At 71.8% G+C, this 14,172-nt stretch carries 12 protein-coding genes; 7 read left to right on the top strand and 5 right to left on the bottom strand.

Annotated elements, in window-relative coordinates; all coding sequences use genetic code 11:
- Positions 1-15 precede the first annotated feature (15 nt).
- The 4 genes from ACLE50_RS11960 to ACLE50_RS11945 all read left to right on the top strand — a co-directional run bounded on the left by ACLE50_RS11960 (position 16) and on the right by ACLE50_RS11945 (position 3,808).
- On the top strand, positions 16-471 hold the full coding sequence (locus ACLE50_RS11960) for a TIGR03668 family PPOX class F420-dependent oxidoreductase (RefSeq protein WP_410943537.1): 456 nt from the start codon (positions 16-18) through the stop codon (positions 469-471).
- Between the two features lie 156 nt (positions 472-627).
- Positions 628-1,545 carry a glycine betaine ABC transporter substrate-binding protein gene (locus tag ACLE50_RS11955; RefSeq protein WP_410943536.1) on the top strand — a complete coding sequence of 306 codons (918 nt, stop codon included), beginning with the start codon at positions 628-630 and terminating at the stop codon, positions 1,543-1,545.
- Complete coding sequence (locus ACLE50_RS11950) at positions 1,542-2,852, top strand: quaternary amine ABC transporter ATP-binding protein (protein ID WP_410943535.1); 1,311 nt, start codon at positions 1,542-1,544, stop codon at positions 2,850-2,852. The genes ACLE50_RS11955 and ACLE50_RS11950 overlap by 4 nt, the downstream gene beginning before the upstream one ends.
- On the top strand, positions 2,852-3,808 hold the full coding sequence (locus tag ACLE50_RS11945) for an ABC transporter permease (protein ID WP_410943534.1): 957 nt from the start codon (positions 2,852-2,854) through the stop codon (positions 3,806-3,808). The genes ACLE50_RS11950 and ACLE50_RS11945 overlap by 1 nt, the downstream gene beginning before the upstream one ends.
- Before the next feature lie 16 nt (positions 3,809-3,824).
- Here ACLE50_RS11945 and ACLE50_RS11940 read toward each other — a convergent pair whose 3' ends face one another.
- Both ACLE50_RS11940 and ACLE50_RS11935 read right to left on the bottom strand, forming a co-directional pair.
- Positions 3,825-4,571, bottom strand: a complete 747-nt coding sequence (locus ACLE50_RS11940; RefSeq protein WP_410943533.1) for an alpha/beta fold hydrolase — start codon at positions 4,569-4,571, stop codon at positions 3,825-3,827.
- 326 nt (positions 4,572-4,897) lie between these two features.
- Entirely contained in the window at positions 4,898-5,494 is a 597-nt protein-coding gene (locus tag ACLE50_RS11935) for a LysE/ArgO family amino acid transporter (protein WP_410943532.1), read from the bottom strand.
- Positions 5,495-5,564: 70 nt separating this feature from the next.
- Between ACLE50_RS11935 and ACLE50_RS11930 the strand changes: the two genes are divergently transcribed.
- Positions 5,565-6,440 (top strand): LysR family transcriptional regulator ArgP, encoded by an 876-nt coding sequence (locus tag ACLE50_RS11930; RefSeq protein WP_410943531.1) that lies wholly within the window; start codon positions 5,565-5,567, stop codon positions 6,438-6,440.
- Between the two features lie 13 nt (positions 6,441-6,453).
- Here ACLE50_RS11930 and ACLE50_RS11925 read toward each other — a convergent pair whose 3' ends face one another.
- Positions 6,454-6,666: a hypothetical protein gene (locus ACLE50_RS11925; RefSeq protein WP_410943530.1), complete on the bottom strand. Its 213-nt coding sequence runs from the start codon at positions 6,664-6,666 to the stop codon at positions 6,454-6,456.
- A 239-nt stretch (positions 6,667-6,905) separates the two neighbouring features.
- Between ACLE50_RS11925 and ACLE50_RS11920 the strand changes: the two genes are divergently transcribed.
- Positions 6,906-8,435, top strand: a complete 1,530-nt coding sequence (locus ACLE50_RS11920) for a DHA2 family efflux MFS transporter permease subunit (protein WP_410943529.1) — start codon at positions 6,906-6,908, stop codon at positions 8,433-8,435.
- A gap of 26 nt (positions 8,436-8,461) precedes the next feature.
- Here ACLE50_RS11920 and ACLE50_RS11915 read toward each other — a convergent pair whose 3' ends face one another.
- Positions 8,462-9,205, bottom strand: coding sequence for a TetR/AcrR family transcriptional regulator (locus tag ACLE50_RS11915; protein WP_410943528.1), 744 nt, complete (start codon positions 9,203-9,205; stop codon positions 8,462-8,464).
- 66 nt (positions 9,206-9,271) lie between these two features.
- Here ACLE50_RS11915 and ACLE50_RS11910 point away from each other — a divergent pair, with 66 nt between their 5' ends.
- On the top strand, positions 9,272-10,519 hold the full coding sequence (locus ACLE50_RS11910) for an MFS transporter (protein ID WP_410943527.1): 1,248 nt from the start codon (positions 9,272-9,274) through the stop codon (positions 10,517-10,519).
- Between the two features lie 102 nt (positions 10,520-10,621).
- Here the strand turns inward: ACLE50_RS11910 and ACLE50_RS11905 are convergent, their stop codons facing one another.
- The gene (locus tag ACLE50_RS11905) at positions 10,622-13,264 is read right to left on the bottom strand and encodes a transglycosylase domain-containing protein (protein WP_410943526.1); all 2,643 of its coding nucleotides are present in this window, start codon (positions 13,262-13,264) and stop codon (positions 10,622-10,624) included.
- Between the last annotated feature and the right edge of the window lie 908 nt (positions 13,265-14,172).

Below are 14,172 nucleotides of genomic sequence, written 5' to 3'. Positions count from 1 at the left end.
GAAGACTCGGCCGCGATGCCCGCCCTCGACGACGCCGCCGCCCGGGACCTGCTGGTCGGCGCCCGGGTCGCCCGGCTCGCCACGATCCGCGCCTCCGACGGCACCCCACGCCTGGTCCCGATCACGTTCGCGCTGGTCGACGGGCTCGTCGTGTCCGCCGTCGACCGGGTGAAACCGAAGCGGCACACCCGCCTCGCCCGGCTGCGCGACATCGACGCCGACCCGCGCGTCGGGCTGCTGGCCGACCACTACGACGACGACTGGTCCCGGCTCTGGTGGGTCCGCCTCGACGCCACGGCCACCGTGCACGACCCCGGCGACCGGTCCGAACACTCGGACCGGCCCGCTGACCTGCACGAACGGGCCGTCGATGCGCTGGCGGAGAAGTACCCGCCCTACCGCGACGAGCGGCCGGACGGCGCGGTGCTCGTCCTCCACCCGGTGCGCTGGACGGGCTGGTCGGCGGCCTGAGCGACGCACGGCAGGAACGTGACCGGCGCCACCGGATGCTCCGTCGGGGGTTGCCGGGTCACGGACCGTGATGAAGGGTTCAACGACGCGACCCTTCCCCGAAAGGACGTGCCACCGGTGGCCGATCCGCCCAGAGTCGTACCCCGTGCCCGGCGTGTGACGCGCCTGCTGACGGCCGTGGTGGCCGTCCTGCTCGTCGCCACCGGCTGTACGGGGACCGGGAGCGACGGGGCGACCGTGCGCCTGGCCCAGTTCCCGTGGAGTGCCGCGAAGGTCACCAACGCGATCATCGAGCAGGTCGTCGCGGCGCACCCGGAGCTGGGCGTGAACAAGATCAAGAAGATCCAGGTCGGCCCGGCGACCGCGTGGGCAGGCGCCCAGCGCGGCGACGTCGACGCGCTCACCGAGGTCGCGATGCCCAACCAGTCGAAGCTGGCGAAGAAGGCGGCGGACCGGATCCAGATGGTCCGGCCCACCTACGCCGGCGCCGAACAGGGCTGGTTCGTGCCCAGCTACGCCCTCGAACCGGGGCAGCCGCTGGCCGGGCTGAAGAGCGTCACCCAGCTCAACGACTACGCCGCCGCCCTCGGCAACCGGCTCGTCGACTCCGACCCGAGCTTCCTGACCACCGAGTACAACGCCAAGCGGCTCCAGGGCTACCACCTGAACCTGGAGCAGGTGACCTCCTCGGAGGCCGCCCAGATCGCCGAGCTGCGCCGGGCGAACGAGCGCCACCAGCCGATCCTGGTCTACCTGTACCGGCCGCACTACATCTTCCAGGAGATGAAGCTGACCAAGCTCGACGAACCGAACCCGCCGCAGGACGACTGCTACACCACCGGTACCGGGGCGTGTGCGATGCCGCCGTACTCGGCGTGGACCGCGGACGGGAAGGAACTGGGCCGCACGCTGCCGCGGTTCGACGCGCTGCTGCACAACTTCCAGCTCCCCGTCGCCGACGTCGAGGAGATGCTCAAGCGGGTCGATGTGGACAAGGACGACGTCGAGACGGTCGCGCGCGACTACCTGGCCGCGCACCCCGACCGCGTACAGGAGTGGGTGGGGCAGAAGTGAGCGCGCTCAGGAAGGCCGGCACCGGCCGCAACGAGACGTCCGGCGGCACGGCGGGGGACACGGCCAAGATCGCCGTCCGGAACCTGACCAAGGTGTTCGGCGACGCGGTCGACGAGGCCGTCGCCCTCGCCCGCGACGGTGTCGGCCGCAGCGAGGTCCAGCGCCGCACCGGGTCCACGGTCGCCGTCTACGACGTCTCGTTCGACATCGAGCCCGGCGAGCTGTTCGTGATCATGGGGTTGTCCGGCTCGGGCAAGTCCACGCTGGTCCGGCTGCTGAACCGGCTCATCGAGCCGACGTCGGGCACGATCGACGTCGACGGCCGCGACCTGGGCTCGCTCGACGACGCCGAGCTGCGCGACCTGCGCAACCGGCACATCGCGATGGTGTTCCAGAAGTTCGCGCTGCTGCCGCACCGCACCGTCCGGCAGAACGCCGAGTACGGCCTGCAGATCCGCGGCACCGACCCCGCCGAACGACGGGCGAAGGCCGAGTGGGCGCTCGAGCAGGTCGGTCTCGCCGAGCGCGCCGACGCCTACCCGGGCCAGCTGTCGGGCGGCATGCAGCAGCGCGTCGGGCTGGCCCGCGCGCTGGCCAGCGACACCGACGTCCTGCTGATGGACGAGCCGTACTCCGCGCTGGACCCGCTGATCCGCCGGGACATGCAGAAACTGCTGGTCCGGCTGCAGAAGGACCTGCGCAAGACGATCGTGTTCATCACCCACGACCTCAACGAGGCCATGCTGCTGGGCGACCGGATCCTGCTGCTCAAGGACGGCAGGCTGGTCCAGGTCGGCACCGGGCCGGAGATCCTGGAGTCCCCGGCCGACGACTACGTCGCCGAGTTCGTCTCCGACGTCGACCGCAGCCGCGTGCTCACCGCCGCCGACGTGATCCGCGAGCCGCGGATCACCGTGCGGCTCGACGAGAACCCGGCCGACGTGCTGGTCCGGCTGGGACAGGCCGAGGCCACCGGCGCCTACGTCCTCGACGACGACCGGCGGATCCTCGGTGTGATCCGCGACGACCAGCTCGGCTACGCCGCGGGCCGTGAGGAGACCTCGATCGACCCGGCGGTGCTGGTCGAGGAGTACCGCACCACCGAGCCCGACCGGCCGCTGATCGACCTGCTGCACCGGGTGGGGCGCAACCCGGTGCCGCTCGGCGTCGTCGAGAACGGCCGGCTGACCGGCGTCGTCCCGCGCGGGGCGGTGCTTGCCGCGCTGTCCACGCACGCCGACGCGCACGGCCTCGACCCCGACGACGATGGGCACCGCAACCGCAGCGACCGGAACGAGGTGGCGTGATGCCCAGGATCGAGATCGGCAGCTGGGTCGAGGCGTTCGTCCTCTGGCTGCTGCAGAACGCGTCCGGGTTCTTCGACGGCCTCGGCGCGGTCGTCACCGCCGTCGTCGACGCCGTGACCGCGGTGTTCACGACGCCGCCCTGGTGGGTGTGGCTGATCCTGCTGGTGCTGCTCGCCCTGCTGGTGCGGGGGATCGCGTTCGCGGTGTTCACCCTGGTCGGGTTCGCGCTGGTGTCCTCCTTCGACCTGTGGGAGGAGGCGATGGAGACCTTCGGGCTGATCATCGTCGCGACCGTGATCGCGGTCGGGATCGGTGTGCCGCTGGGCATCTGGACGGCGCGCAGCCGCGCCGCGAGCCGGGCGCTGCGCCCGGTGCTGGACCTGGCGCAGACGATCCCCGCGTTCGTCTACCTCATCCCGGTGGTGCTGCTGTTCGGCGTCGGCGTCACGCCGGGCATCGTCGCGACGATCGTCTTCTCGATCGCCCCGGCGGTGCGGCTGACCGAGCTGGGCATCCGCGGCGTCGACGACGAGGTGGTCGAGGCCGCGCACGCGTTCGGGGCGAAGCCGCGGCAGATCCTGCGCGAGGTGCAGCTCCCGATGGCCCTGCCGTCGATCATGGCCGGCGTCAACCAGGTGATCATGCTGGCGCTGTCGATGGTCGTCGTCGCCGGTCTGGCCGGGGCGGACGGGCTCGGCACCACGGTGGTCTCCGCGGTCACCCAGCTCGACATCGCCGACGGCGTCGAGGGCGGCATCGCCGTGGTCATCGTGGCGATCTTCCTCGACCGGTTCACCTCGGCGCTGGCCGAGCGGCCGGACTCGGGGCTGCTGACCAAGCTGCGCAAGCGGCAGGCGGCGGGATCGGCGTCCGGCTCGTCGTCGTCGACGACGTCGGTGGGGCTGTCGCAGCCCGGTGCGTCCGGCGTCGCCGGAGCAGGAGCCGGCACGGCCTGAGACCCGCGGCGCGTGCTCAGGGCAGCCCGGCGAGGAACTCCGTGATCACCGCGGCGGTCTCGTCGGGCTGCTCCAGGTGCGGCGAGTGCCCGCATACCGGTTCGACGAGCTGCACCGGGCCGGCGCTGCGCTCGGCGACCTCGCGGACGTGCACGGCGCTGCCGTAGGGGTCCTCGGTGCCCTGCACGGCGAGCACCGGAGCGGTGATCGCCGACAGCGGGGCGCGGACGTCCCAGTCGCGGAACTCCGCCGAGAGCCACTGGTCGTTCCAGCCGTAGAACGGGACGTCCGGGTCGTCGTGGTGCTTGCTCATCCGGGTCCGCAGGTCACCGGTCTCGTAGGCGGTGCGGGCGTCGCGGATCGCGGCGAGCGCGAACTCCTCGACGACCACGTGCGGCGCCATCGTGACCACCCCGGTCACCGGCATGACCGCGGCGGCGAGCAGGGCGATCGTGCCGCCGTCGGAGTGCCCGATCAGCACCGGCCGCTCCAGCCCGAGCTCCCGGCACACCGCGGGGACGACGACCTCGGACTCGACGGCGTGGAACTCCCGGGTCCGCGGTCCGTGCGGCGGCCCGGAGCGGCCGTGCCCGAGCCGGGAGTAGGCGACGGTGCGCCGTCCGGTCGCCTCGGCGATCCGCTGGTGGAACCCGCGCCACAGCCCGACCGAACCCAGCCCCTCGTGCAGGAAGAGCAGCGGCGCACGGTCGCCGTCGCCGGGGATGTCCTCGTACTCGTACCGGTCGCCGTCGACGTCGATCACGCCTGTGACGGTAACCGTTGCACCAGCCGGGCCGGTGCGACCAGCCGGTAGGCGTCGGTCACGATGCCGGTGATCTCGTCGCGGTCGGCGGCGTCGCGCACCAGAGCGCGAGGTGCTCGGTGCCGTGGTGGCGGCCGACGTAGGAGACGAACATCCTCCGCACGAACCACGACGGCGACCCGTGGCTGACCTTCTCGGTCACCTCCGGCAGCGCGAGGCAGATGGCGCGCAGCCAGGGGAGGGGGTCGGCCGGGTCCGGGGTGCCGCGGCAGCTCGGTCACCAGGCGAGTTCTACTCCCGATCCGCGTTCCGCGGAACCGCCCTGCTCACCCGAGGGCGAGCGCGGCGGCGAGCCCGAGCATCAGCACCCCGATGCCGGCGTCGAGCACCTGCCAGGCAGCCGGGCGCGCGAACACCCCGGACAGCCGGGTCGCGCCGAATCCCAGTCCGGAGAACCAGAGCGCGCTCGCGACCAGGATCCCCGCGCCGAACGACCAGCGGCCGCCGCCGTGTGCGGCGGCGAGCGTGCCGAGGACCAGCAGGTCCAGTGCCATGTGCGGGTTGAGGAAGGTCATCGCGGCCGCCGAGCCGAGCACCGGGGCCAGTGGCCGGGCGCCGTCGGTGCCGGCGTCGGCGACGAGCGCCGCCGGCCGCAGCGTCCGGCGCAGCGACAGCAGGCCGTAGCCCGCCAGCCAGACGACGCCGCCCCAGCGGACGACGTCGTAGAGCGCGGGCAGCTGCGACAGGACGTAGCCGACACCGGCGACCGCCGCGGTCACGAGCACCAGGTCGGCGAGCACGCAGAATGCGACGACCGCGCGCACGTGCTCGCGGCGGAGCCCCTGGCGCAGCACGAACGCGTTCTGCGCGCCGATCGCGGCGATCATCGACAACCCGGTCCCGAACCCTGCCCACACGCTCACACCGGCGACGGTAGGCAGCAGCCGATCACGACCACCACTTCATGTTCTTCAGCAACATTAGACTGGCTTCATGTTCGACCGGGACCGGCTCGCGACGCTGAGCGCCGTGGTGGAGGAGGGCGGGTTCGAGGCGGCCGCGGCGCGGCTGCACGTGACGCCGTCGGCGGTGTCGCAGCGGATCCGGGCGCTGGAACGCCAGGCCGGGCAGGTGCTGGTGCGCCGGGCGCGGCCGTGCACGGTCACCGACGCCGGGTCGGGGCTGCTGCGCCTGTCCCGGCAGATCGCACTGCTGGAGGCCGAGGTCGCCCACGGCCTGGGGGACACCGGCGCCGGCGTCGCGCTGCCGATCGCGGTGAACGCCGATTCGGTCACCGCCTGGTTCCTCGACGCCGTCGCGCCGGTTGCCGAGGAGCATCACGCCCGCCTGGACCTGCAGATCGACGACGAGGGCAGCACCGCGGCGCTGCTGCGGGAGGGCGGCGTCGTCGGCGCGGTGACCACGGCGCCCGAGTCCGTGCAGGGCTGCGCGGCCGTGCCGATCGGGGCGATGCGCTACCACCCCGTCGCGGCGCGGCCGGTGTACGAGCGGTGGTTCGCCGGGCGCTCCGCCGCCGAGGGCTTCACGACGGCACCCCGGGTGGACTTCGGGCCGAAGGACAAGCTGCAGACCCGGTTCGTGCGGCAGATGACCCGCCGCCCGTGTACCGGTGCGGTGCATCGGGTCCCGGCCGCCGACGGCTACCACGAGGCCGTGCGCGCCGGCCTGGGCTGGGGGATGTTCACGCCCGGCCCGGCCCACGACGGTTCGGTCGTCCTGCTCGACGAGCGCCGCCATCTCGACGTGCCGCTGTACTGGCAGCACTGGCGGATCCGCACCCCGGTGCTCGACGCACTGACCGCCTCGGTGGTCCGGACGGCCGCCGAGGAACTGGTGCAGCCGGAGTAGTCCGCGAGGCCGGTCAGATGCCGGACCGCCACGGGCGGCCGAGCCGGATGTCACAGGTGATCCGCTCGCGGTCGTCGCCGGTGAGGTCGGCGATCAGGCCGAGCACGGCCTCCTCGGCACCACGCGGGTCGTCGACGGTGGTCGACGCCTCGAGGCACGGCACGTAGAGGGTGAGCCTGCGGTCCGCCCGCCAGGCCACCACCTCGTAGTGCTGCCGCCCGGTCACGGCGACCACGGTAGCCCGCGGCCGGTGCGCCGGTCAGCTGTCGGACGTCCGAGGACGCGGCTGGATCGAGTCCCACGTCGGCTCACGGAACCGGTCGGTCTCGCGGGCACGGACCTGCCGGCCGGTGGTCGGCATTCGCGTCGCCGACCCTCCGGGTGCACTTGACCGACCTCAGATCTCAAGTATAGGCTCCGGTCTTATACAGCGTCTAACAAGAAGCGCTAGCGCGGAGGGTTCGGATGGCGGAGACGACCACCGAAGCTGTGGCCCCACTTGGTCCAGTTCGACCGTGGCCGGCCTTGTGGGCGCTGGTAATCGGCTTCTTCATGGTGCTGATGGTCACCACAGTCGTGCAGGTCGCGACCCCGCGGATCATGGTGGAGCTGAATGCGGATCTGAACTCGGCGATCTGGGTGACCAGTGCCTACCTGATCGCTTTCGCGGTACCATTGCTGGTGACGGGACGCCTCGGTGACCGGTTCGGGTTGAAGAGGATCTACATCGCGGGGCTGGTCGTGTTCACGGGCGCGTCCGCCTGGTGTGGATTCGCGTCGTCGATCGAGATGCTGATCGTTGCCCGGGTGTTCCAGGGCATCGGGGGTGCGTTGCTCACGCCGCAGACGATGGCTGTGATCACCCGGATCTTCCCTGCCCGGAAGCGAGGCGCGGCCATGGGTATCTGGGCTGCGGCCGGCGGCGTCGCCAGTCTGGTGGGCCCCATCCTGGGGGGAGTGGTCGTCGACGCGCTCGGGTGGGAGTGGACGTTCTTCATCAACGTCCCGATCGGCGTGGTCGCCCTGGTGCTGGCAGTGCGGTTGGTGCCGACGCTGCCCACCCACAAGTATCGGGTCGACGTCCTGGGGGGCGTGCTCAGTGCTGCCGGGGTGTTCCTGGTCGTCTTCACCCTTCAGGAAGGGGAGCAGTATCACTGGGGCACGATTACCGGGCCGATCGGCATCTGGTCCCTGCTCGTCGCGGGTTTGGTTCTGCTCGGTATCTTCGTCTCCTGGCAGGCGATCAACAAGTCCGATCCCTTGGTGCCGCTAGCGCTTTTCCGCGATCGGAACTTCTCACTGGCCACGGTGATCATCGCGGCAATGGGTCTCGCGGTGACGGCGTTGTCGTTGCCGTTGGTCTACTATTTCCAGCTCGCCCGGGGTATGACTCCGACTCGGTCGGCTCTGATGCTCGCTCCGATGGGCGTTCTGCTGGGGGTGCTTTCGCCGCTCGCCGGAGTGGTCATGCGGCGGGTCGCGGCGCGTCTGCTCGTGCCCGGCAGTTTCGTTGCCATGGCTGTGTCGCTGTTCTGGTATTCCGGGATATTGACCGCCGACGTCGATCTGGCGTGGCTTCTGTTGCCCAGCGCGTTGCTCGGAATCGCGAACGCGGGTATCTGGGGGCCGGTGACGGCGACCGCAACGGCGAACCTGCCACCGGACCGTGCCGGTGTGGGTGCGGGAATCTACAACACCATGCGCCAGATCGGCGCCGTTCTCGGTAGCGCCTGCATTGCGACTGTTCTGCAGAACCGGCTCACCGCGAACCTTCCGCCCGGCGTCGCGTCCGGCTCCGGCGGCCTACGAAGTCTCCCCGAGGCACTGCGGCCGGCCTTCTCTGCTGGGATGGGCCAGTCGCTCCTGTTCCCCGCGGGTGCGTGCCTCGTGGCGGCGGTGCTGGCGTGCTTCTTCCTGAGGCCGACCGGCGGCGCGGCCCACGACACGTCGGGCTCGTCCGGGCGGATTCCACAAACCGGGGTGAACCGCGGGTAGTCGGCAGCGCGGGCGGCGGCGGGACGTCAGCGCCGGTCGAGGATCTCGCGGAGCAGCACTTCGGCACCGGCGATGGACCGTTCGATCGACTGGTCGAAGAAGTCCCGTTCCTGGCGCTCGATCGATTCCCGGTTGAGCGGGCGTTCGCCGGCGATGCGGGCGGCGGCGGCGAGTCCTGGGTGGGCGTCGTCGTCGCGATAGGAGGCGAGGAACTGATTGTTCGTGGCACGTGCGTGTGGGAAGTCGTCACGTTCGTCCTCGGCGGCGACCAGCATGAACGCGATGTTGGCGAGGTAGCGATAGATGTCCAGGGCGTGATCACCGAACCCGGCGCGCAGCAGGGAGCCGATTCCGGCGTCCAGGGCCGGGGCGAAGGAGGTGACCACAGGTCCGAGGACCACGATCTGCCGGGCGGTGCCCCGGTGACGGCGCAGGATCGGTCGGGCGTCGTGCAGGATGCGGCGAAACCACTCCGGCCACGGTGTGTCCGCAGACGGAACCGGGATCTGCGCGACGACGTGTTCGACCACGCCGTGCACGACCGCGTCGCGATCACCGACGTGGTAACCGATGACGCGGGGCCACGCCTGCAATGCCGCGGCGAGCTGTCTGATCGTCCAGCCGTCGACGCCGTGGTCGCGGGTGAGCTCGACGGCCCGGTCGATGATCTGTGCCGGGGTGATCGGAGGAAGGCGCGAGGCCTGCCGAGACGGTTGTCGCGCCGGACCCGTACCCATCGCCGAATCGTATCCGAGCGGCTCGGGTCGCACGGTGCCCCCAAACTCAAAGTAAGGGTAGGCTCTTCTGTTAGATACTGTCTAACGAACGGGTTGCCCATGGACACACGCCGCAAGTACTGGCTGTTCGGCGGCCTGTACATCAGCCAGTACCTGGGGGTCGCGTTCTTCACCGTGGCTCTCACCGCGATCCTGCGTGAGCGCGGTGTGAGCCTCCAGCAGATCGCACTGATGCAGTCGATCGGGCTGGTGTGGATCTTTAAGTTCCTCTGGGCGCCGGTGCTCGATTGTGTCGGCGGGCGGCGCCACGGCCACTACCGTTCCTGGCTGCTGGTGCTGCAGCCGCTGATCGCCATCGCGCTGCTCGCCGCGCTGCCCCTCGACGTCGTCGACGATCTGGGAGTCCTGCTGGCGGTCGTAGCCGCAGTCGGACTCCTCTCGGCGACCCAGGACATCGCCACCGACGCACTGGCCGTGAAGACACTGACGCTGACGGAACGCGGGGTCGGCAACGGTGTCCAGATCGCCGGCGGCTACGTCGGCAACATCATCGGCGGCGGGCTCGTCCTGATCGTCTACGACCACTTCGGATGGCACTGGTCGATCATCGTGCTTGCCGCGGCGACAGCGATCCCGTTCGTCCAGATCATCCGCCTTCGCGAGCCCACCGCCGCATCGGCGCCGATCGCCCGTGCGGGCCCGGCCGCGGTCGTGACCCTGTTCAGGCAACCCGGAATGATGATCTGGGGATTCGTCGTCCTTCCCCTGAGCTGGGCCGGGATCACCGGCATCTACGCATTGATGACACCACTGCTGGTCGACGCCGGATGGAGTCTGAGCACCGTGGCCGTCGCGGTCAGCATCATCGGGGGCGCGTCCGGGATCGTCGGAGCATTCCTGTCCGGTGGCGCCGTGACCGCGTTCGGCAGGCGACGCACGCTGCTGACACTCATGGTCCTGCAGATCCCCGTCATCCTGACATTGCTGCCTCTGGCCCTCGGGATCTCGCCGGACTGGCTCGCCGTGACCACGATCGTCCTGCTGCAACTCGGGTACGCGGCGACCCTGACCCTCGTCTACACCGTGGCGATGGACTTCAGCCGTTCATGGGCGGCCGGAACCGACTTCACGGTGATGTCGAGCTTCGCCGCGCTGATCGGTCTGATCGCCGCCGCGGGCTTCGTCGCCGCCGCCGGAGTCGTCGGCTACCCGGTGATGATCGCCTGTGGAGCCCTCCTCGCCGCCGTGGGCGCGGGCGCTGTCGCGATCTGGTTCACCGAACGGCATCACCGTGTCGCGGACGTGGTCGAACCGGCTACCCCCGAGGGTGCGGAAGACATCCGATGACGGCGACGGAGGTGGGAACCCGGTGAGCGCATCGACTGCTGCGGTCGAGGGCGGTGAGGCCGCACCGGGCGCTGCTCCTCCCACCGTCCCGCAGGCTGGCGGTCAGTCGTCCCGAGACTCGGCCGGGTCGCTCCCGCGACGGTCCGCCGAGTCGGCCGGGCGGCCGGTCTCCTGGGACCGCACCTGCGGCTGGGCGGTCGGCTTCGGCGTCGCCGAGGCGGGCTGCTCGGGTGCCGGCTGCCGCTGCGCCGACGGCGCGGGGGTGCGTGGCGCGGGAGTGGTGCTCGCCGCGGCGGGGGGCTCCGGCTGCCCGGTCGGCTCCGGTCGCCCGGGCGGCTCCGGCGGATCCGGCTCGGCCGACGGCGTCGCGCGGGCCTCCTCGGGTTCCGGGGGCTCGGCCGGCGCCGACGACGTCGCCGAGGGCTTCGGTGTCTCGGTCGGCGCGTTCGGCTCCTGCTCCGAGGCGCGCTTGCCGATCGGGTCGTAGGGGTCGAACTCCGAGGTGGTGCCCTCGCTGCGGACGACGGTCGACATGAACTCCTGCCACACGTCGCCGGGCAGGTCGCTGCCGTTGATCGGGCGACCGGCCTTGTCCTGGATCGGGTCGTTGCGGTCGGTGCCGATCCACACCGTCGTCACCAGGTCCGGGGTGAACCCGGCGAACCAGGCGTCGTTGTTCTGCCCCTCGAAGCGGGACTGGACCGTCCCGGTCTTGCCGGCGGCCTCCTGTCCGGACGGCAGCTCCAGGTTGTCGTGCGAGACGACGCCGAGCATCGCCTCGGTGACGTTGCGCGCCACCTGCTCCGGGAAGCGCTGCTCACCCTCGCCGGGGTTGGCCTCGAACAGCACCCGCCCGTCGGAGTCGACGACCTTGGACACCAGGTGCGGGGCGTGCCAGACGCCGCCGTCGGCGATCGTGGCGTAGGCCGAGGCCAGCTGCAGCGGCGTGACCTCCTTGTTGCCCAGCGGCAGCCGGGCGTCCGGGTTCTCCAGCGGCGCCGTGATCCCGGCCAGGTGCGCGGCGTCGGCGACCTTCTGCGGCCCGACCTCCGCGGCGATCTTGTTGAACACGACGTTGTTGGAGATCGTCAGCGCCTGCTTGACGTCGCACTGCGGGCAGTTCGCGCCCTCGGCGTTGCGCAGCCCGGGCTGCTCGGCGCCGTCGTAGACGGTGCCCAGCCCGATCGGCGGATTCTGCAGCAGACCGGCCAGCACCGCGAACGGCTTGAACGTCGACCCCGGCTGCTTGTGCACCTGGGCGTAGTCCAGGCCGGCGCCGTTGTCGCCGCCGAAGTAGCCGACGACGTTGCCGTTGCGCGGGTCGATGGCGACCGCGCCGGAACGCAGCACCTCGGGCTGGTCCTTCATCTCGGTGTGCACGGCGTCGACGAGCTGCTGCTGGCGGCCCGGGTCGATCGTCGTCGTCACCTGCAGGCCGCCCTGGGAGAACGCCTGGTCGGAGATGCCCAGCGAGCCGAGCTCGGACTTCACGGCGTTGAGGACGTGGCCGCGCTCGTCGGTCAGCGACGACGAGCGCGAGGTGTTCTCCTGCGGCACCGTCTGCGGGAACCGGGCGGCGTCCCGCTCGGCCTTCGGCAGCCAGTTCTGCGCGACCATGCCGTCCATGACGAAGTTCCAGCGCTGCTCGGCCTTGGCCGGGTCGTTGGCCGGGTCCCACTTCGACGGCGACTGGATCACCCCGGCGAGCAGCGCACCCTCGGCGGGCGTCAGCTGCTGGGCCGGCTTGCCGAAGTAGGCGAGGCTTGCCGACTCGATGCCGTAGGCGCCACGGCCGAAGTAGATCGCGTTGAGGTAGTCGTTGAGGATCTCGTCCTTGGTCTTCTCCTGCGAGACCTTCAGCGAGACGATCAGTTCCTTGAACTTGCGCCAGTACGTCGGGTCGTTGCCGACCAGGGTGTTCTTGACGTACTGCTGGGTGATCGTCGAGCCGCCGCCGACACCGCCGGTGATCTGGCTGAACGCCGCGCGCACGATGCCGGTGAAGTCGAAGCCGGGGTTCGAGTAGAACGACCGGTCCTCCGCCGAGAGCACCGCCTCGCGCACGTGCGGCGGGATCTGGTCCATCGGGACCTTGATCCGGTTGCCCTGCTCGGGGACGAGGCGGGCGAGCTGGTCGCCGTTGGCGAAGGAGACCGTGGCGATCTGGTTGTTGACCGCGTCCTCCGGTGTCGGGACGGAGAACACCGCCCAGCCGATCGCGAAGAACAGGATGGGCAGCAGCACCAGTGCCGCGGCACCGCCGAGGACGGACTTGCCGATCAGCTTGCGCCGGTAGGTCTTCCGCTCCGCCGGGGACAGTGCGGCGCGCTCGTCGGCGTCGAGGATGCCGAGGCGGCGCCGGGCCTTGTCGACGCCCGGCCCGGCCAGCGCGGAGATCTTCGCGTAGCCGGGGATCCGCGCGAGGCGGCCGTGCGGCTGCCCGCCGGGCTCGTGGCCGTCCTCGACACGGGCGCCGACGGCCGTGGCCGCCGGGTCCTCCGGTGTCGCCGGGTCCTCCGGTGTCGCCGGGTTCTCCGGTGTCGCAGGGGCCGGTGCCTCGGGCGGGAGCGGCGGGCCGATCCGGGTGGGCGCGCCGCCGGGCGCCGCGTCGAAGTCCGGCTTGCGACGACGGCCACCGGTGCCTGCGGGCGCGGACACCGTCCGCGGGGCGGGCGCGGACGGCCGGTCGGTGGGGTGCTGGGTGAGCGAGGCCGCTCCGGCAGCTGCGGCTCCGGCGGCACCCACCGCACCGGCGACACGGGTGGCGCCCGTGCCGGGCGCGTGGCCGGGTGCGGTGCTGTTCGGTGCGGTGCCGTTCGAAGCGGCGCCGTTCGGGCCGGCCGGACGCGGCTGCCCGCCGGTCACACCGGAGCCGCGCAGGCCACCGTCCGGGCCGCCCGGAGCGCCGTTCCGCGGAACACCGGGGCCGGGGGCACCGTTCCGCGGAACGCCGGGCGCCGCACCGGGGGCGCCGTTCCGCGGAACTCGGCCGACGGGGGCGTCCGGGCGCGGACCCGCGGGAGCCGGAGCGCCCGGCGACGCGTGCCGCCCGGACGGAGCCTGCGGCCCGGCGGGACGCGCAGCGCCACCCGAGTGGTGGTTGCCGGACGCCTGCGGCGGCGGGACCGGCCCACGCGGGGGCTGCTGTGCTCCGGCCGGAGCAGGGCCGTTCGGAGCAGGGCTGTTCGGCCCGGCGTCGTTCGGCCGCGGAGCAGCCGTGCGATTCGGTGCCGAGCCGGTCGATGTGGCACCGGGGGAGCCGGGGCCGGTGAGACCGGCGCCGTTGGACCCGCCGTTGGACCGTGGGGCTGCCGGGGGCCCGGCGGGAGCGGCATCGGTGCCGGGCTCGCGCGGAACCGTGCCGCCGCGTACCCGCATACCGACCCGGCCGGTGCCCTGGGGGCCACCGTTCTGCGCGGCTGCTGCCTGCGGCGCACCGGCCGGCCGGTGACCCTGCGGTACAGCACCGTTCGCACCGCTCGGCCGGTCGACGTACCGCGCACCGCCGGTGGCGTCGTTCGCGGGCACGGGGCCGCCGGGAAGCGGGCCGGAGGGGTGGCCGTCGGGGGAACCGTGCCGGGGCGGGCGACCGGAGTCGTCGCCGGCGGCACCGTCGCGGCCGTGCCGCCCGGACGGGCGCTCCTCGGTGTCGA

It is taken from the genome of Pseudonocardia phyllosphaerae (genome assembly GCF_046546475.1).
Lineage (GTDB): Bacteria > Actinomycetota > Actinomycetes > Mycobacteriales > Pseudonocardiaceae > Pseudonocardia > Pseudonocardia phyllosphaerae.
This window is presented reverse-complemented; position numbering and strand designations above follow the sequence as displayed.